An 18,226-nucleotide genomic window follows, 5' to 3' on the forward strand; every position below is an offset into this window, starting at 1 on the left:
TTGAGTCTAGTTGGTTGTTATTTGAGCAAAATCAGCTACTAGACTTTGATAGTAAGTTTATAGTAGCTGGTTAGGAATATGACGTGAAAACGCCCTAACGAGCAATCGTTGGGGCGTTTTTATTTTCCCCCAATGATTGCCTTGCTCAATTGAAGTGTAAAATTAAAAGGAGATTAGAATTATGGCACAAAACGTAATGAATAAGGAATCACAAATCAATAAAAAAGTAATCCAAGAACAAGTTGGCAAATCTGAAGAATCTATCCGTGACATTGTGTATAACACATCGGCTGCCGTTTCAAACGCCATTTTAGTCACTCTGGGCATGGGATTATTGTTGCAAACCATTGCTGGATTTATCCAGTGGGAACCGATGGTACAAATGGGAGAAATTACTAAAGTCATGTTACCAGCTGCATTTGGCGCTGCTGTTGCTTCGCAAATGAAAACGAATACGATGGTCATGTTTAGTGCAATGGCAGCTTCTACAGTTGGCGCTAATGCAATTTTCTTTAGTAACACAGCAGTTCAAGGTATAACAGCGACTGGTTACGCTGGCACACAAGCGGCTGGTTCGGCAATCATTACTACTGGTCAGCCTATATCAGCTGTCATGGCAGCCATTATTGCTGTACTGTTCGGTAAATGGTTAAGCGGTAAAACACCATTGGATATGATTATTGTGCCAGCGGCAACTACAATTGTTGGTACAGTGAGTGGTTATTATTTGGCAATGGTCACAACACCAGCATTAGTTGCTGTGGGACAATTTATTGCTTCTAGTGTGGCACTTAATCCAATTTTTGGCACAGCAATTGTCGCAATGATATTTGGTGCGATGACTATGACGCCAGCCTCTGCTGCAGCATTAGCTATAGCGATTGGCGCGACTGGTGTCACATCGCCTCAAGCAGCTGGGGCGATCTTAATTGGTACTACGGCTGTATTTGTCGGATTTCCAGCCATGTCATTTCATGAAAATAAAATTGGTGCGACAATTGCACAAGGGATTGTGACACCTAAAATACAGTTCCCAAATTTGACTAAAAACCCGGCATTGATTATACCACCTATGATTGGCGCAGCTATCGCAGCACCAATTGCGACATTAGTATTTAATGTCACAGCGCCATTTGCGATGGCAGGTATTGGATTTAATTCGTTTATCGTGCCTTTGGCGTTGGCTGGATCGAATCCGGTTGCGTTTGCTGCATATATGGGTGTTGGTGTTGTAGTACCTGTTGTTGTGTCATTTGTAGGCTATCATGTCATGCGGAAAATGGGTTGGGTTAAGCCAAATCAATTACACTTGGAAATGATTTGAAATAGTCACTATAGATTGAAGCAGTACGGATCGTCCTATCGCGCTGAATAGAAAAATTGTATTTTTATTGTCACAGATATTGACATTGTTAAAAATGTCTGATAGTATACTTTTAACGAAGAAAAGATGAGTAGTGTCTGTTATGTTGTTAGAGAGCCTATGTATGGTGAAAATAGGCAACGTACAAACATGAAGATGGTCTTGGAGTGATGTTATTGTGAGCATATGTTGAAATCAATGTTAGCGATAATCGGGAAAGCCCGTTATAGCTAACATAATAGCGTTCAGATATAGCATGAGTCAAGCTAATTATGTTTAAGGTGTGCTTAAATAGTATACAAATACCGGGTGGTAACACGAAATTTCGTCCCGCAGTCTGATTTATTTCAGACTGTGGGATTTTTTTGTCAAAAATTACAAATAGTAACGCATTGGCGGTATAGGGAGAAAATATGGCAGAAAAATTAAAGCGTGTCATGAGTGCACGACAAATTCAAATGATTGGCTTAGCCAGTGGTATAGGCACGGGGCTGTTCCTTTCTTCGGCGTACACAATTCACACAGCAGGTGCTTTGGGCACGATTATAGCTTATACAGTTGGGGCCATTTTAGTTTATTTAATTATGCTTAGTGTTGCCGAATTATCAATTGCGATGCCGCAGCCGGGTGCGTTTCATTATCATGCACAAAAACTCATTGGGCCAGCAACCGGGTTTTTTGTGGCCATAGCTTATTGGTTAACATGGACAATAGCTTTGGGCTCCGAATTTACAGCATCAGGCATTATTATGCAAAGATGGTTACCTAATATACCAGTTTGGGCATTTTCAGGTGTATTTATTGTTTTGATTTTATTAAGTAATATTTTTTCCGTAAAAATATTTGGTGAAAGCGAATACTGGCTTGCTATGATTAAAGTTGTAGCGATTATTATTTTTATAATTGTTGGTGTTTTAATTTTGACTGGGATACTTCATTCAAATTTAGGCACAAAACCAGGATTACAAAACATATTTAGTCATGGTGCCTTTCCCAATGGCATTGGCGCTGTATTTACAACTATGTTAGCTGTTAACTTTGCGTTTAGTGGCACGGAGTTAATTGGAATAACAGCTGGAGAGGCTAAAGATCCTAATGTTGCCATTCCAAAAGCAATTAAAGCTGTCTGGTGGCGGCAAGCCATATTTTTTATTGGTAGTATTACGATTTTAGCTGCTATTATTCCATATGAAAAAGCTGGTGTAACAGAAAGCCCCTTTGTCACAGTTTTTAGTGCGGTGGGGATCCCATATGCAGCTGATATTATGAATTTTGTGATTTTAACTGGTATTCTTTCTATGGCCAATTCGGGTTTGTATGCATCGACAAGAATGCTGTGGTCATTAAGTCATGAAAAACTAATATCCAAAAAATTTGAAAAAGTAAATAAAAATGGCATTCCAGTGGCTGCGTTACTTGCTAGCTTAGTAGGCGGTGTATTAGCATTGGGATCAAGTTTCATGGCGGCAGGGCCATTATATTTAATATTAGTGCAAGTATCTGGTTTAGCTGTGGTGTTTGTTTGGATTGCGATTGGATGGTCACATTATAAATATTATCAATTATTAAAATTTGAAAATCGTATGCAAGACTTAAGATATCCAAGGTGGGCTTATCCATTGTTGCCATTAGCTGGATTTATTGGGTCATCACTGTCAGTTATTTTGGTCGTTTTTGATCCAGAACAGCGCTCAGCATTACTCTGGTCTGTGCCTTTTATAATTGGCGTGTATAGTTATTATCACCTGCGATTTAAGTGGTGGCCAAAATATCAGAAACATCGTGTGTAACAATTAGTATAATTCAGAAAGGAAAAGTAACATGTCAAAATTTGAAACGTACATTAATAGCAGAACAGTTATTTTAGACGGGGGAATGGGGAGCGAACTGGCTAAACGAGATGTGACTGTCGATACCAGCTTATGGTCCTCTGGCGCGTTGATTGATGCGCCGAATGATGTACGTGATATCCATAAGAACTTTTTCAATTCGGGCGCAGATGTTGCCATTACAGATACGTATCAGGCGCATGTTAAAACATTTGAGAATGTCGGAATAGACGAAAAAAAAGCCTATAGCTTAATTGATAAGGCAGTCACGCTCGCAAAAGAAGGACTCGAACAGTCGGTGAAACAAGATGGCATTATTGCAGGGTCTATTGGACCGTATGGTGCGTATCTTGCTAACGGAGCGGAGTACACAGGCGATTATCAGCTGTCTCAGAAAGCTTATCAAGATTTTCATAGACCGAGATTAATTCGTTTGGTGGCCAGTGGTGTTGATGTATTAGCCTTAGAAACGATGCCGAATTTTCAAGAAGCTAAAGCTATCGCTGATCTGATAAAAAATGAGTTTCCCGCGAGTGATGCTTATTTATCATTTTCAACGGAAGCAGGGGATCATTTATGGGATGGCACACCACTTAGTCAGGCAGTCGCGTATTTTGAAAAAATTCCTCAAATTAAAGCTATAGGCGTGAATTGTACAGCACCACAAAACATACTACCTGCACTTAAAAATATCACGCCAAATACAAGCAAAAAAGTGGTGGTATATCCAAATTCCGGTGATGATTATGATCCAGATACGAAACGGTGGGTAAGTGAACACGGACCAATTAACTGGGCCGAGCTTGTGCCATTATGGCAAAAATTTGGTGCAGATTTGATTGGTGGCTGTTGTCGTACAAACCCTGATGATATCTATGAAATTCATGAAGCAGTACATGCGCATCAGGACTAATCTGTATGATTAAATGACATTGAAAACGGCATCATTAGGAAGCATATGAAGACAGGCAAAAAAATGAACATATCAGATATTTATCAGCATAAAAAAGGACCCGTGCTTTCAGTTGAGCTGAGTCCAAAAGATATCAATTTACCTGCGAATCAAGCGCTAAGTGAGGCACTAGCATCTCGGTGGATTGATTATGTTAGTGTTACTTATGGTGCAGGCGGTTCTGAGGCCAGTTACTTTGATAAAGGGCACTTACCAATTCAGATACCGATACTGCAACACTTGACAAGCATTAAACAGACAAAGGATACATTACCAAATACGCTAGAAAAAATAAAACAGTTAGGGGTCAATAATATCTTGGCTATGCGGGGTGATAGCCATCATATAGCATATCAAGAAACCGATTTTCCCTATGCTAAAAGTCTCATAAAAGCGATTGATGAAGAAAAACATTTTAACATTGGGGCGGTCATAAACCCATTAGATTTTCAACAAGATAGTGATAAAGAGTTGGCGATAAATCGTGTGTTAGAAAAGGTTGAGAGTGGGGCATCGTTTTTCATTTCACAGTTCTTTTTTGATAATGATATATTTTTTAATATGCAGAATATATTAGAACAGAAAAATATTAAAATACCAATATCGGTCGGTATTATGCCAATAACGAGTTTAGCGCACTTGAATCGTATGCAATTAATAGCTGATGTGACATTACCACAAAATTTGATCGAGCTATGCCAAAAATATGAAAATCAGCCTAATGATTTTCAAAAAGCAGGATTTGAATTTACGATAGCGCAAGTAAATGATCTTTTAAATGCTGGTGTTGATGGTATTCATTTATTTTCACTTAATCGTGCATCGGCATTATTGTCAACGGTTCACTCAGAAATAGAAAAGCGACAATAATTTTTAATTTCAAAAGGCATTCATTCATTTATTGAGAAATGTCAATTCAAAACGTTCATTTTGTCCAGGGAGCCATTTTAATTTTGTTAATGGATTGGATTTTGTGCCCCAAATATCTAGTAAAGCAGCAATCGCAATGTGGACAGGTGCCTGAGAATCAAATGTGATTTTAAGCTGGGTATAGATGCCATCTTGACGTAACTCGGGCTTGACACTGAGTAATTTTTTGGTATTATGAGTGGTGATGTAGCGACCGGCAATAAAATTACCCGAAACTAACCAACCGAGATGACGGATGTAGACAATGTCACCTAAGTGGCCTAAAGTAAAGCTAATTGAGCCGACAATATGATCACGGTATTTTAATGAAAAACGTGGTAAGATACCAAATGATGTCTGTTCTATACGAACGAGCACGTTCCCAGACATATCTTGGACATGTAATTCATCATGTTTTTTACCCGTACGACCAGATACTAAATAACTTGCTTGAAAATTTTCATCAAACACGATGTTCACGCCGTCGTCTATGCTGTGCCTTTGTCGGAGATAGTATTTTGTCATAATCGCCTCTTGACACTAATTTTACCACGAAAGAAGACTTAATATGCCACTATCGCATACAACTTGGGCACCATATGTCAATGAAAAGTTGACGCTTAAACAAATCAAAGATATTCAATATTTTTTAAACACTGTTTATCAAACTGACACTATTTTTCCACCACGCGATAAAGTGTTTTCGGCGTTAGTTGAGACACCATTAAAAGCGACTAAAGTTATCATCATGGGACAAGATCCATATCATGAAATTCACCAAGCACAGGGATTAAGCTTTTCTGTTCCCGACAGTGTGCCTGCACCGCCGTCCTTACGTAATATTTTAAAGGAGCTGGCTACGGATATTGGTCAGCGACAGTCGCATGATCTAACATCATGGGCAACACAAGGTGTCCTTTTGTTGAACGCTGTTTTAACTGTGCCTGAGGGACGTGCAAATGCACATGCAGGTCAGGTTTGGGAACCATTAACTGATGCCATTATCCAAACGTCTTCTGATGATGATGCGCCAAAAGTATTTATTCTTTGGGGCAAATATGCACAATCTAAACGGCGCTTGATTGATGAATCGAAGCATTTGGTTTTGGTGTCGGCGCATCCTAGTCCACTATCATCATATCGCGGTTTTTTTGGTAGCCAGCCATTCTCGAAGGCTAATGCTTTTTTAATGGCAAAGGGCCGTTCACAAGTTGATTGGCTAAATTGAGTGAAAAAAATCACAAAAAGTAATGAAACCACAGACAAATACAATGAGTTCTGTTACAATGAACATGTAAATTAAATTAAGTGGTGTTTGTTAAACACGTTGGAGGAAGTATCTTGGTTGAATTATTTGAACAATTAAAGCAAAAAATTAGTGGTCAAAATAAAGTCATTGTTTTCCCTGAAGGGGAAGACGTGCGCATTCAAGGAGCGGCTTCTCGATTGGCAGTTGAAGGATTGATCAAGCCAATTTTGTTAGGAAATGAAAAAGCAATCATAGCGACTGCTTCTGATCATGGTTTTGATTTGTCAGATATAGAAATAATTGATCCGTTAAATTATAATGTGAAGGCTTTAGCAGCATTGAATGCTGCTTTAGTCGAACGTCGTAAAGGTAAGACTGATGCTGAAACAGCTGAAAAGTGGCTGAAAGATGTTAATTATTTTGGAACAATGTTGGTATATACTGGTAAAGCTGATGGAATGGTTTCAGGTGCAGCACATCCAACTAGTGATACTGTGAGACCAGCACTCCAAATTATTAAGACAGCACCAGGATCATCACGCATTTCAGGCGCTTTTATTATGCAAAAAGATGATGAACGGTATGTTTTTTCGGATGCTGCAATCAATATTGATATCGATGCGTCAGCAATGGCAGAAATTGCAATTCAATCAGCACAAACAGCTAAAGTGTTTGATATTGAGCCGAAAGTTGCTATGTTATCATTTTCAACTAAGGGTTCAGCCAAGTCACCGTTGGTTGATAAAGTAGTCGAGGCAACTAAGTTGGCTAAAAAAATGGCACCGGCATTAGCTGATCAAATTGACGGTGAATTACAGTTTGATGCCGCATTCGTTGCAAGTGTTGGTGCAGCTAAAGCACCAAAATCAACGGTTGCAGGGCATGCTAATACATTTATTTTTCCAAGTTTAGAATCAGGTAACATTGGCTATAAAATTGCGCAACGCTTAGGTGGGTATGAGGCAATTGGTCCTATTTTGCAAGGTTTAGCTAAACCGGTATCTGATTTATCTCGTGGCGCTAATGAAGAGGATGTCTATAAGGTAGCGATTATTACTGCAGCACAAGCATTATAACATTTAAATCACGCAATACATGAAATAAGAGATGTGATACAAAGTATTTTGTATCACATCTCTTATTTTGTTATTTTAGCAGACATGTGTTGATTGAGAATAGTAATGGCTACAAAATCTTCAACGTTCAAGTCGGTCATTAAGTTTTCAGCATCACTGTCGCTTAAATCGATATGTTGATCGCCCATTGTTAATATATACCGGTCAGCCATATCATAGAATTTAATTGTTGCTATTTGTGCTTTATGCGTTGTCATTAAGTTAAAAAGTTCATTTTTTGTCATTATTTTATTCGAATTGTGCGTCATATAGATGCCTATAAATACCGTTATCAGCAAGGAGACTTTGGTGTGTACCAACTTCTGCTACTTCGCCTGCGTTCATCACAATAATTTGGTCAGCTTTGTGTATTGTACTCAGTCGATGGGCAATCACAATTGCAGTTTTTGCGACCATTAAATTATCTAATGCATGTTGAATTGCTTTTTCAGATTCATTATCTAACGCAGCCGTGGCTTCATCAAGAATCACGATGGGTGCATTTTTTAATAAAGCGCGGGCAATGGATAACCGTTGCTTTTGACCGCCAGACAATTTGACGCCGCGCTCACCAACTTCTGTATCTAATTGATCAGGTAATTCTTTTATGAAATTGGCAATATCAGCTTGTTTTGCTGCTTGCCAAATTGCAGCGTGAGAAACGTTTTCAGTACCGTACATAATATTATCAGCGATGGAGCCATCAACAATAGTGACATCTTGACTGACAACGGCAATATTGTGACGTAAATCGGTCAGGCTAAAAGATTTAATATCTATACCGTCAAACGTTAGCGAACCATCAGAACGATCATACATACGGGTGAGGAGTTTAATAAGGGTTGATTTACCAGAACCAGAACGTCCAACTAAGGCTGTTGTTTTGCCATTTGGTATTGTTAAAGAGACATGCTTTAATGCTGGGTTAGTAGGCGTCGCGTATTGAAATGTTACCTGTTGTAAAATAATACCTTCTTTTAGTGGCTTCGGAAAGGCGACAGGTTCTTGCATTTCAAGAATGGTTGGACGATAGCTTAAAATATCCTTAATGCGGTCGTATGAAACTTGAGCAGTCTGAAAGACGTTCATTAGCATAGAGAATGAACGAATAGGGTCTTGTAGCATAGCAACGTAAGCAATATAGGCTACTAAATCACCAATAGTCATGGTGCCATTCATAACAAATAATGAACCAAACAATAAAACTATTGCTGTACCTATGGTGTTAATTAACACGATCAAGGGTTGAAAAATAGCTTGCCATTTAGTAGCAGTTAATGAATAGTCATTTGATTCGTTAGCAATTGCTTCAAATTTATCTGTCTCTAAATCTTCTGACGTGTAAGATTTGATTAATTCGATTTCTGTGAGTGTGGCTTGTAACTGATTGTTAATTTTACTTTGTGCATAACGCACATTTGAGTAAGATTCACGAATACGACTACGAAAAAATCGAATAGTCACAAATAAAATTGGGAAAGTTATGGTGACAAGTAATGCTAAGTGCCAGTTCTGAATGAATAGAAAGGTTAAAACGACAACAAAGGTAAATATGTTGCCAATAATGCTAAAAGTATTGGTGCTAATTAACATTTGGAGATTACTAATATCGCTGGTTAATCGGACCATCAGATCGCCTGTTTTTGTATCTTGAAAAAAGGCATAATCTTGTTTGAGTATATAGTTGTACGTTTTAATGCGCAAATCTGTAATCGCACGTTGTGATAATATTTGCATCATATAGGTAGAAAAAAATGTGATTATGCCAAGAATAATGGTAGTAGTGAGCAACCAAATAACGTTACTATAGAGTTCATAATGATTGTTTTGAGGTAAAGCATGGTCAATAATATTTTTAGTGAACTGCGGCATCATAAAATTCAAGCCAGCCATAATAATGAGTAAGCAGACATTTAAAATGACGAGACCGCGACGCTTTAAAACAGAACCAAAAACAAAACGAATCATTTCACCGATCGTTGAATTTGATTTTGCAAGCTGTTTTTTAATTTCAGAGGGGCTCATACGCCTGTTCGAATTATCCATAATGCTTTATTATACGCTAAATCATGGTTAATTTGAATATGGTATGTTCAGATTACCAATGCCGTAAATTGGTAATAATCGCGTAAATACCATAAAGTAATAAACTTATTAGATAGAACCAACCAATAATACGCCACCATTTAATGTGAAAATGAGGTTTAGATTGTTGCATATGATTAGCCTCCTCAATATTATTATTATTTAATTTTAATATAACGCTGTTATATGACGACTGTGTAACAATAATTGCATGTTTAGAAAATGCTATGATTTTTTATGAATTCTTACAAAAGCACACTGAATTGATGCATTACTGTAACCTTGATTTGAAGCCAGTTTGTAACCCAAAATAATAGAAATAGTTGTTTAAGGTTTATTTTAGCCATTTATAGCAACATTTAAGACATAAAAAACGATTGAATCGGCAGCGTGAAAATGCTCAAAGGTGCTGTCGTATATATAGTTTAAATTTAATTTGTAAGCGCTTGCATTTTTAAGTTTTACATGTTATACTTTAGACATAGATTAGGAGGAAGTCCTAATAACAATTCAAGTTGTTGAAGTTATCTAAATTGGTGACGGAATGGGTTTCTTTCAATCCAGAGATAGTCTGCTCGATGTTTGAACTAGGAAGTGATGAATGTGTTAAAGTGTTCATGTAACTGATAGTTCGAGCGAATAGTAAGGTTTCATAAGACATAGGTCTTATAGACATTATCTGAGAGTAGTCTGTTTTTTGTTTGCTTTACTAAAGCCATAGATAACCATATATTTTGAAATAAATGCACAAAAACGTTATAATGTATTTGTAACATCAAATAAGAATCAAGGAGAACATTACTATGTCAATTGAAGAAAAGTTTGATAGTGCTAAGGACAAGGTTGCTGGTAAGGCAAAAGAAGTAGAAGGCAAAGTTACCGGTGACAAGAGTCGCGAAGCAGAAGGTAAAGCACAAGGTGTACTCGGCAAAGTGAAAGATGCCGTCACAGATGTTAAGGATAACGTCAAAGATACTATCGCAGATTTGAAGAAGGACAGCGACAAGTAATATAAACTTTAAAATCAGAGTAGGGCTGACATTTGTTAGCCTTGCTTTTTATCTGTAAAGATAAATTTAAATATTTAAACAATCTGGCTAAGCCATAAACTTAGTAGGTTTCCTTTCAAAACTTTCATTCTCCCAAATGCGAAATTTTTACGCCAAACCTGCTAGTTTTTTATTTGCTGTCATTTGTAGCACTCAGTGCCTATTTTTTTTACTTATTCATACTATTTATCACCTGTTTGTACCAACTTGATTAGTCGTTTAAACGTTGACATAGCAAGGTTTATCCAAATAAAAACCGTTCTATCAGTCACACTGATAAAACGGTTAATATGCCGCTGACAGGAATGTATACCATTGGTGTGACAACGTTTTATGGGGTAAAGTAGCCATTTTGTAGCCTTATAAGTTATTCAGAGAAATTATTGTAGCCGCTGTTTCTTGTTCACGTTTTTTATCAAGAAGGTGGGCATAAACACTTAATGTGATATTGACGTCCGAATGACCCAATCTTTCACTAACATACTGAATGGCTATATCTTGTGATAATAGGTAACTAGCATGCGTATGTCTTAATCCGTGAAAGGTAATAGGCGTACTATTATCTATATCTAAATAGTACTTTAAACGTTTGTTTACGGCATTGTTTAATATAGGCTTGCTGTTGTCACCCTCAAAAGCGAAACGCTCGCCAAGTGTCCATTTATTAGCAATGCTCATATATGAATCAGGCATAGTAACTATTCTGTTAGAAGTTTCTGTTTTCGTATCTTTGAACGCTTGGTCTTGCATTTGCCAAGATTTATTTACGTTAATAGTGCTATTGTCAAAATCAAAATCAGCAGGCGTTAATCCGGTTATTTCTGAAAAACGCAGACCTGAATATATAGCGGTTAAAATCATTTTACAAGAAACAGAATCATTGTAGCGTATTCTATCGATTAACTTTTTCATTTCATTAGTTTCCAGAAACTTTAAAGTCACATCTTTACTTTTAACTTTAGAACGTGTGGTTACATTACGAGTAAAATCTTTCAAGATCATACCGTCATCTAAAGCGAAAATTACAAATGACTTGATAATATTTTTTATTTTTAAAATAGATGACTTAACATGAGTATCACCGTAGTCGTTTAAAAGAATCTGAAAGTCCTTAGATGTTACTTCATTTATTTTTTTATCTGGCCATTTTCTGGTTAGTAAATTCGTCGTTGTTTTGTACCAAACTTTTGTAGCTGTTTCTAACTGTGGTTCCTTGAAAACGGTATACCAATCTTTAAATTCATCGATAAATAACGAATCTTTTGTTGATAATTGTTTGTTTTGTTTCTTAAATTCAGTATCGTTTGCCCATATCACGGCTTCTCGTTTAGTAGTGAAGCCAGACTTTGTTTTTCGTATACGTTTACTGTTTTGCATGATTGATACGTTAGCCGTCCAACCTGTACCGCGTTTGTAGATTGATGCCATAAGAAAAGCCTCCTAAAGCTCATACTTAAAAAGGGGGCTTAAATCTGTTATAATTTAATAGAACGCCCCGTGCGTTTACTTGATTTAGCACACCTGCTGTCTGTCCGGACAAGGTGTGCTTTTTTGCAACAAAAAAGTCAAGTAGCTCAAACTACTTGACCTCAAAATTTATGTACAACTTGTTATTGATACCATCTCACAAGCCATCGGGCGAACCAATGTTTCCGTACTTTTATCGTACTACATTTAATTTTGAGTGTCAAGAATTTGAGAAAAGACTATTTCAAACTGCTGGATAGAAGCCATGCCGTGAAAATATTCAGGATGGCGAGTTAAACGGTTTAGAGTTTCACGGCCATTTTTTTCTGTGTAATATCGTGCACGTTCACTAGATAATTGTTTGTTTAAATAGAATAAAGCAACTAAGTCGTGGATTTTCATATCTTGTATAAACTGACGTTCTATACCATTTTCTCTTGAAAAATTTGATACGACTGCCGATGGTTTTGGAACATACTCTTTTGGAGTAAATAAATTGATCAGTATAGGGGACGAATGTGCCACTGCATTACGAATGTTTTTTGCATATTTCATTGTATTAATAAATGTTTTGAGTTGTTTGCTTGGATATTTGGTAGCATAGAACTCAATAAATTTTGTTAGCGCACCAAACGACATTGTTTCTAGCAACACCCAAACGGCGGGGTCACTCCCGTGTTTTTTGTAAAGATCTTGAGAGTAGCGACTTTTTTTCATGTATGTAATAGTTGTCTCGTAAAAACCTGTATATTTTTGCTTAAACTCATCAACTATTGTGTACCCGTCCTCGTCTGGGTTGTTATTTATTATGGCGAGTATTTTGACTTTCAGACCATGTTCAACATTTATAGCGACGTCAAATAAGTAACGACGTAGTTGAGCATCAATTGCAGCTAATTCTACTAAATAGGCGAAATCAAGATTTATATACTTGCCATCTACCTTTGGGAAGTTTGAACGATATGAAGTGGCTTTAAAATAATAATTTTTTGTATCTAAAAATTGTTCAGCATCATTTTCTGATATCAGTGAAAAGGTTATACCTTTAGATTTCATGTGCTTAATTAATGAACGCGTGTCTAATTTTGGTTTATTTTCTCTGCTCATAACTTTTTCTTCTTTATATTTTATGTACGCCCGAAAGGGCATTAATTAGTTATTAAGATTTTGAATAGCATAATCGGCTTCTTCTTGTGTAAATTTTTCGCCAGCTTCAGATGTCAACTGATCATGTATTGCATCTGTCGACATGCTCATCTGTTTTTGGTATGTTTTAGCCTTTGCCAATGCATTTTTATTATAATCTACTGTTATGTTATCAATTGCATATTGTGCAGCCTCTGCAGGAAACTTCTCACCAGCATCTGATGTTAATTGATTATAAATACCTGCCTTTGACATATTCATCATTGTTGCATAAGTCTTAGCTTTAGATGTAGCAGCTGCAAATTCTGCAGAAACTTTAGGCTTTTCAATAGAGCTACTTTTTGCTGCTTGATTGTTATTCGTGCTTGTGCTTTTGCCATTACTATTTGTTGAACTCTTATCGCCACTTCCGAGATTTCCGCCGATTACAGCGATTACTATGATGGCTAAAATCCAAAACCAGAATCGTTTGTATATAGGCTTCTTTTGAACGTATGTATTGCCGTTCTCGTCTACAATTTTCTTACTCATTAAATTTCTCCCAAAACCTTTTAATGTGGTTGCTCAGCACATATGCTTAATTAACTAAAAACGGTTTTGAATATTCTAACCAAACTTGACGAACTAAATGTTCCATAGATAACGGTAAGCCTAGTGCGTACATAACGGCTATGTAATTTGGTACGTAGTCTTCTTCACTACTTTGAAAGAATAAACGTATAGCAAATAAATGCGCATTTTTCTCTTCTGCCTGTTTAGCCAAAGGGGAGAATGCGTATATTTGTTGATCAACACTGTTTTGTGTGACGTGATAAATCTCGTGGGCCAAAATAAAAATAGGGGATATTTTGGAGTCATAGGCATCATTCATAATCACGACATTTTTGTTAGGGTAAGCGAAAGGTGGATCAGTTGGTTCAACCATAACGTGTTGTATCTTGATTTGATAATTAACAATTGTTTCTTCTAAGCGTTCTTGATATGGCGTTAAATCGTATTCAAAATTATCCATACACAATTAGTCTTCTTCACTCAATAATTCAAGTATGATGCGTTTGTATTTGTCAGATATTGGCTTACCATCGAAAGCCAGCATGATGTCATTCTCAAGCGCATTCTTTATATCAATATCTTTTTCGGACTCATTACTATATGCATTCATCACATCAGTACGACCTAGTAGATAATCTGTTGATACATTTAAAACGTTGGCTACTTTTTGTAGGTTTTCTGATTTTGGGCTATTTCTATCCCAGTTATATATTGATTTACTACTTAATCCCGCTTTTAATGCAAGATCATCTAGCGACAAACCTCTCAATTTTGATATTTTTTTAGTCCGCGAAAGTAGTGTCATATCTATGATTTTCCTTTTTTTTGAAACAGTTAGTATAAAATATTGACTGTTTTGTTGACAATGTCAAAGTTTTATACTATACTAATTCTTGTAAGTTAGTTACTAATTTTTAAGCGAAACAAAAACACCTACATTTTATCTATCTTGGCGGAGGGATAAGGACGTAAACGGTATTTGTTATGCGTATTTACTATGCAATTATAGTATAAAAGTTTGACTAGGTCAATAAAAACTTACAACTAATTGTATAGAACTTAATAAGTTTTATACAGAAAGGAGAATGTGAAAATGGAAAATAATCAAATTCATCTAAAGTCGCGTGTTAAAAACATTGACAAATTAAATAGCCTGTCTTTAAAACTTGTCGAGTTATCAGAACAGACTATTCAAACGATTAATGAAATTAACAATTTAACACTAGAAATCGAAATCAAGGGTTAAATCAATTTCTTTAGAACAGAGTGGGCAAATGCTTTTTCCAACTGGAACGTTTACTTCACTTTCACAGTGTGGGCAATCAATAGCGTATGTGTCTGATTTCGCAGATTTCTTAGCAAAATCATAAGCCTGATTTTTTAGATCTTCAGAAAACTTATTCATATCACGTTTGCTGTTTAAATCGTATTCTTTGCTCATAAGTATTTCTTCTTTCTTAACACTGAATGCTTGTAACTACAATTATATTGCTTATAGACAATAGAACAAGGGCGGCATTAGACCTTGACAATCAATCAAAAAATAGATGAACAATTGAATAGCATCAACAAAACCTGGTATTGGCTATCAAAAAAATCAGGCATTTCGTTAGGTACGTTATACCCAATTAAGTCAGGTGCCCGAACACACCCAACGTTTGAAACAATGGAAAAAATAGCTGATGCATTAGAAGTCAGCTTAGATGATTTTAGAAATTAGAAAGGAGAAACACATGACAGAACAAATGATTGTTGATGCTGCGAAACAATTTAAAAAGCACATCAAAGATGAATTGTACGAACGTGATATGACACAGCGTGATTTAGCTGAGGCAGTTGGTGTAACGGAGGCATCACTAAGCCTCGCGATTAATACATTCGCCGTAAATAAATCATCACGTGAAATTCGTGAAAAGGTACGAAAGTTACTGAACATTGATGATAAATAAGGAGATATCAGAATGACTGAAACAAATGATGATGTATTTCATATTCAGCAACAATGGCGTGAAAAGCCAAGTAACGTTCGCATTATTAATGTGAGACCGAACACGCATCGAAAAATAAGACTGTTAAGCAAGTCGACAAATATTCCAACTTATAAACTTGCCTCAGACTTAATCGAGTGGGCATTGGAGCGTGTTGAAATATCAAATTATATGGAAAGTGACAACGATTAAGGAGATCACACATGGCAATGTTTGAAAGCAGAAGTTATTTGCAGAAAGAAGTTGTAGATGTAAAGCATCTCAACATGCACCTTACGACATTTCAAAAATATCAAAAACGAGAGAAGGATTTTCCAAAACCGTTTTTTGTAAGTGGTAATAAGAAGCAGTGGGACGGTGATAGGTTGCAGTATTTCATAGACAAGAAATCAGGGAGGTAACACATGACAACATCAATCACATGGGTCATCATCATCTCAGTAGGTGTTGTTTGGTTCAAATGGGATGAACGCAAGTTCGATGAACGAGAGTCAGCAAAAACACGCAAGTTCCTGCAAGAGGGCGGCTGGTCTGATGCAGACATTGACTACTTCTTTGAACATGCAGAGGGGTAATTATGGCAGAAACAAAACAATCAAGGCTTCAATATTTACACATTGAGCGTGATAAGTCATTTGAAGAAATAGATCAAATTAACGATTACATTAACGATCTGGATGATGAGATTAAACAATTGGAGTTTGGCGATGATTAAAGCCGAAAGATTATACGCCTTGTATAAAGGGGATGAATTAATCGCAGATGGCATCATGCGTGAAATAGCGGATAAAACAAGCAAAACATTTAATCATATCTACTTCATGTCATCTCCAGCATATCAACGAAGAATTGAAAAACGTCGTGTTAAACGCGGTATTACTAACTCACTTGAACTAATCGAAATAGAGGAGGAATGACATGACAAACGATCTAACACAACCACAGATTGATGTTGAAAAAGGACAGATTGTCTTTAAAAATATTGATCAGTTTAAAAAAGACTTTGAACAAATCATACAACGGCACAATAACTTTATTGTCACAGAAGAGACGCTAGTCGGATCGAGAAAATCACGTGCTGAATTACGTAATGCAGCGAAAGAATCAGCAGCATTACGTAGCAAGATTAAGACAGAATTATTGAAACCGTTTGATGAAGTGTCCCAAATTGCTATTGCTTATGAAAAGCAAGCTAAAGATGCAGCTGATGTGATCGATACAGATGTTAAAGTCTTTGATGAAATAGAGAAACAAAAGCGGCGTGACGGCTTAAATAATTGGTTAGCTGAACGGGCCAATGAATTAGATATTGATCCTGATATTGAGATTAACGAGAAGTGGTTTATTAAAGGCAACTTTAATGGCACTTTACCTAAGCAACTATTTATCGCAGAACATATCAAACCACAATTTGATCTGTTAATAAAAGCTAAAGAGCAGCGACTTGCTGATACGGTTGCTGTACGAAATTATGCCGAGAGTAAGTCATTTGATCCAGAAGGCTACCTTCACACGCTTGATTTTAAAAGTTTAGCTCAAATCATGATGGACATTGATAGTGACGTGACGAAACGCCAAAAGCGTCAAGAAGCTGAACAAGCAGTTTCGGACATGGAAGCTGAGCAAGAACGACAACGTCACGTTAACGAGGTCACAGTCAATGACAAAGTGATTGACACACAAACGGGCGAAGTTGTTGCAGAAGTGCCACAGGAGCAACCACAAGCACCAACGACATCCCCACAATCTGAACAGGTAGTCACACACTTAATTCGTGCGACTGGTACCGTTCCAAAATTTCAAGCCTTAGCTGAGTTTATGAAACAGTCTGGTATTCAATACAGAGGTGTGCAAGATGAAAATTTATGATCTAGGTCAAATTCCTGATATTCATAATATGTATTTTATCTACGGCAAAGGTGGTTTAGGTAAGACGACAATAGCCAAGCAATTCCCTGGTAAAAAATTTATTATTAGTCTCGATTATTCGACAAATGCAGTGAACAAAGAGAGTGAATTTGGTGGGTTATTCTTTGAAAAGAGTGATTATAAAAATATTCAACAACTTATTATGTCTGTTATTGAACATGCATCAGAAGGCATTAAAGGTGTTAAGTACGACACTCTTATACTAGACGATGTCACTAGACTGCAAGATTTAGTGCTTCAAAATATAGAAAACTCTTCAAAAGACGGTCGAGCGAATTACTACAAACTGCAAAATTGGCTCGGCGAATTATCAGAAACTTTAAAAACAAGCGGTTTAAATATTTATGCAACCGCACATGAAACAGAAATTAGTGACAGTGTAATGAAACACTACACAGCTGATATGAACGAAAAAGCATTTATACGCTTCACTGCTGCTTTCGATATTGTAGGGCGCATTTATAGTGACAATGGTACACGAATGATTGATGTGGATATAGACAGTGGTAATCATGTCAAAAATCGCATTGACAATCGCAAAAAAATACTAGCAACAGAACTTATGACACCGGAAAAGAAAGAGGAACTCTAAT

The 18,226-nt window shown here is 36.7% G+C and carries 26 protein-coding genes and 1 other annotated feature; of the genes, 17 read left to right on the forward strand and 9 right to left on the reverse strand.

What is annotated here, in order from left to right; genetic code table 11:
• Positions 1–181: 181 nt before the first annotated feature.
• The 4 genes from AB3K24_RS03525 (at position 182) to AB3K24_RS03540 (ending at position 5,014) form a co-directional block, all read left to right on the forward strand.
• Positions 182–1,324 (forward strand): PTS transporter subunit IIC, encoded by a 1,143-nt coding sequence (locus AB3K24_RS03525; RefSeq protein ID WP_367973824.1) that lies wholly within the window; start codon positions 182–184, stop codon positions 1,322–1,324.
• A 109-nt stretch (positions 1,325–1,433) separates the two neighbouring features.
• Positions 1,434–1,699: a binding site (T-box leader), on the forward strand.
• 77 nt (positions 1,700–1,776) lie between these two features.
• The gene (locus AB3K24_RS03530) at positions 1,777–3,153 is read left to right on the forward strand and encodes an amino acid permease (RefSeq protein WP_367973825.1); all 1,377 of its coding nucleotides are present in this window, start codon (positions 1,777–1,779) and stop codon (positions 3,151–3,153) included.
• A gap of 31 nt (positions 3,154–3,184) precedes the next feature.
• Positions 3,185–4,105 carry a homocysteine S-methyltransferase gene (gene mmuM / locus AB3K24_RS03535; protein WP_367973826.1) on the forward strand — a complete coding sequence of 307 codons (921 nt, stop codon included), beginning with the start codon at positions 3,185–3,187 and terminating at the stop codon, positions 4,103–4,105.
• Positions 4,106–4,150: 45 nt separating this feature from the next.
• A complete protein-coding gene (locus AB3K24_RS03540) occupies positions 4,151–5,014 on the forward strand; it encodes a methylenetetrahydrofolate reductase (RefSeq protein ID WP_367973827.1) in 864 nt (287 codons plus the stop codon).
• Between the two features lie 24 nt (positions 5,015–5,038).
• Here the strand turns inward: AB3K24_RS03540 and AB3K24_RS03545 are convergent, their stop codons facing one another.
• On the reverse strand, positions 5,039–5,578 hold the full coding sequence (locus AB3K24_RS03545; protein ID WP_367973828.1) for an LURP-one-related/scramblase family protein: 540 nt from the start codon (positions 5,576–5,578) through the stop codon (positions 5,039–5,041).
• A 43-nt stretch (positions 5,579–5,621) separates the two neighbouring features.
• On the opposite strand from AB3K24_RS03545, the gene AB3K24_RS03550 reads away from it, so the two are divergent.
• Together AB3K24_RS03550 and pta are read left to right on the forward strand one after the other, a co-directional pair.
• Positions 5,622–6,281 carry a uracil-DNA glycosylase gene (locus AB3K24_RS03550; protein WP_367973829.1) on the forward strand — a complete coding sequence of 220 codons (660 nt, stop codon included), beginning with the start codon at positions 5,622–5,624 and terminating at the stop codon, positions 6,279–6,281.
• 113 nt (positions 6,282–6,394) lie between these two features.
• The gene (gene pta, locus AB3K24_RS03555) at positions 6,395–7,378 is read left to right on the forward strand and encodes a phosphate acetyltransferase (protein WP_367973830.1); all 984 of its coding nucleotides are present in this window, start codon (positions 6,395–6,397) and stop codon (positions 7,376–7,378) included.
• A 62-nt stretch (positions 7,379–7,440) separates the two neighbouring features.
• Here pta and AB3K24_RS03560 read toward each other — a convergent pair whose 3' ends face one another.
• Positions 7,441–7,662 carry a phosphate acetyltransferase gene (locus AB3K24_RS03560; protein ID WP_367973831.1) on the reverse strand — a complete coding sequence of 74 codons (222 nt, stop codon included), beginning with the start codon at positions 7,660–7,662 and terminating at the stop codon, positions 7,441–7,443.
• 4 nt (positions 7,663–7,666) lie between these two features.
• Positions 7,667–9,463, reverse strand: a complete 1,797-nt coding sequence (locus tag AB3K24_RS03565; protein ID WP_367973832.1) for an ABC transporter ATP-binding protein — start codon at positions 9,461–9,463, stop codon at positions 7,667–7,669.
• 842 nt (positions 9,464–10,305) lie between these two features.
• Here AB3K24_RS03565 and AB3K24_RS03570 point away from each other — a divergent pair.
• Entirely contained in the window at positions 10,306–10,512 is a 207-nt protein-coding gene (locus AB3K24_RS03570) for a CsbD family protein (RefSeq protein ID WP_367973833.1), read from the forward strand.
• A 399-nt stretch (positions 10,513–10,911) separates the two neighbouring features.
• Here the strand turns inward: AB3K24_RS03570 and AB3K24_RS03575 are convergent, their stop codons facing one another.
• From AB3K24_RS03575 to AB3K24_RS03595, 5 genes are all read right to left on the reverse strand, one after another.
• Positions 10,912–11,979, reverse strand: coding sequence for a tyrosine-type recombinase/integrase (locus AB3K24_RS03575; RefSeq protein WP_367973834.1), 1,068 nt, complete (start codon positions 11,977–11,979; stop codon positions 10,912–10,914).
• A 246-nt stretch (positions 11,980–12,225) separates the two neighbouring features.
• Positions 12,226–13,125: an Abi family protein gene (locus AB3K24_RS03580; protein ID WP_367973835.1), complete on the reverse strand. Its 900-nt coding sequence runs from the start codon at positions 13,123–13,125 to the stop codon at positions 12,226–12,228.
• Between the two features lie 45 nt (positions 13,126–13,170).
• Complete coding sequence (locus AB3K24_RS03585) at positions 13,171–13,695, reverse strand: Ltp family lipoprotein (RefSeq protein WP_367973836.1); 525 nt, start codon at positions 13,693–13,695, stop codon at positions 13,171–13,173.
• 46 nt (positions 13,696–13,741) lie between these two features.
• Positions 13,742–14,176, reverse strand: coding sequence for a hypothetical protein (locus tag AB3K24_RS03590; RefSeq protein ID WP_367973837.1), 435 nt, complete (start codon positions 14,174–14,176; stop codon positions 13,742–13,744).
• 6 nt (positions 14,177–14,182) lie between these two features.
• The gene (locus AB3K24_RS03595; RefSeq protein ID WP_367973838.1) at positions 14,183–14,521 is read right to left on the reverse strand and encodes a helix-turn-helix domain-containing protein; all 339 of its coding nucleotides are present in this window, start codon (positions 14,519–14,521) and stop codon (positions 14,183–14,185) included.
• A 288-nt stretch (positions 14,522–14,809) separates the two neighbouring features.
• Here AB3K24_RS03595 and AB3K24_RS03600 point away from each other — a divergent pair, with 288 nt between their 5' ends.
• The gene (locus AB3K24_RS03600; protein ID WP_367973839.1) at positions 14,810–14,962 is read left to right on the forward strand and encodes a hypothetical protein; all 153 of its coding nucleotides are present in this window, start codon (positions 14,810–14,812) and stop codon (positions 14,960–14,962) included.
• On the opposite strand, the gene AB3K24_RS03605 is transcribed toward AB3K24_RS03600, so the two are convergent.
• Positions 14,939–15,157: a hypothetical protein gene (locus tag AB3K24_RS03605; RefSeq protein WP_367973840.1), complete on the reverse strand. Its 219-nt coding sequence runs from the start codon at positions 15,155–15,157 to the stop codon at positions 14,939–14,941. The genes AB3K24_RS03600 and AB3K24_RS03605 overlap by 24 nt on opposite strands.
• 84 nt (positions 15,158–15,241) lie before the next feature.
• On the opposite strand from AB3K24_RS03605, the gene AB3K24_RS03610 reads away from it, so the two are divergent.
• From AB3K24_RS03610 to AB3K24_RS03650, 9 genes are read left to right on the forward strand one after another with little or no spacing between them, the layout of a single operon-like run.
• A complete protein-coding gene (locus tag AB3K24_RS03610; RefSeq protein WP_367973841.1) occupies positions 15,242–15,436 on the forward strand; it encodes a helix-turn-helix domain-containing protein in 195 nt (64 codons plus the stop codon).
• Between the two features lie 13 nt (positions 15,437–15,449).
• The gene (locus AB3K24_RS03615) at positions 15,450–15,665 is read left to right on the forward strand and encodes a hypothetical protein (RefSeq protein WP_367973842.1); all 216 of its coding nucleotides are present in this window, start codon (positions 15,450–15,452) and stop codon (positions 15,663–15,665) included.
• Between the two features lie 12 nt (positions 15,666–15,677).
• Positions 15,678–15,896, forward strand: a complete 219-nt coding sequence (locus AB3K24_RS03620) for a hypothetical protein (RefSeq protein WP_367973843.1) — start codon at positions 15,678–15,680, stop codon at positions 15,894–15,896.
• An 11-nt stretch (positions 15,897–15,907) separates the two neighbouring features.
• Positions 15,908–16,105: a hypothetical protein gene (locus tag AB3K24_RS03625; RefSeq protein WP_367973844.1), complete on the forward strand. Its 198-nt coding sequence runs from the start codon at positions 15,908–15,910 to the stop codon at positions 16,103–16,105.
• A 3-nt stretch (positions 16,106–16,108) separates the two neighbouring features.
• A complete protein-coding gene (locus AB3K24_RS03630) occupies positions 16,109–16,279 on the forward strand; it encodes a hypothetical protein (protein ID WP_367973845.1) in 171 nt (56 codons plus the stop codon).
• Between the two features lie 2 nt (positions 16,280–16,281).
• Positions 16,282–16,419, forward strand: a complete 138-nt coding sequence (locus AB3K24_RS03635) for a hypothetical protein (protein ID WP_367973846.1) — start codon at positions 16,282–16,284, stop codon at positions 16,417–16,419.
• Complete coding sequence (locus AB3K24_RS03640; RefSeq protein ID WP_367973847.1) at positions 16,412–16,621, forward strand: hypothetical protein; 210 nt, start codon at positions 16,412–16,414, stop codon at positions 16,619–16,621. The genes AB3K24_RS03635 and AB3K24_RS03640 overlap by 8 nt, the downstream gene beginning before the upstream one ends.
• A 1-nt stretch (position 16,622) precedes the next feature.
• Positions 16,623–17,573 (forward strand): DUF1351 domain-containing protein, encoded by a 951-nt coding sequence (locus AB3K24_RS03645; RefSeq protein WP_367973848.1) that lies wholly within the window; start codon positions 16,623–16,625, stop codon positions 17,571–17,573.
• Positions 17,560–18,225 (forward strand): AAA family ATPase, encoded by a 666-nt coding sequence (locus AB3K24_RS03650; RefSeq protein ID WP_367973849.1) that lies wholly within the window; start codon positions 17,560–17,562, stop codon positions 18,223–18,225. Before AB3K24_RS03645 ends, AB3K24_RS03650 begins: the two co-directional genes overlap by 14 nt.
• Position 18,226 lies beyond the last annotated feature (1 nt).

It is taken from the genome of Leuconostoc aquikimchii (genome assembly GCF_040838325.1).
GTDB classification, from domain to species: domain Bacteria; phylum Bacillota; class Bacilli; order Lactobacillales; family Lactobacillaceae; genus Leuconostoc; species Leuconostoc aquikimchii.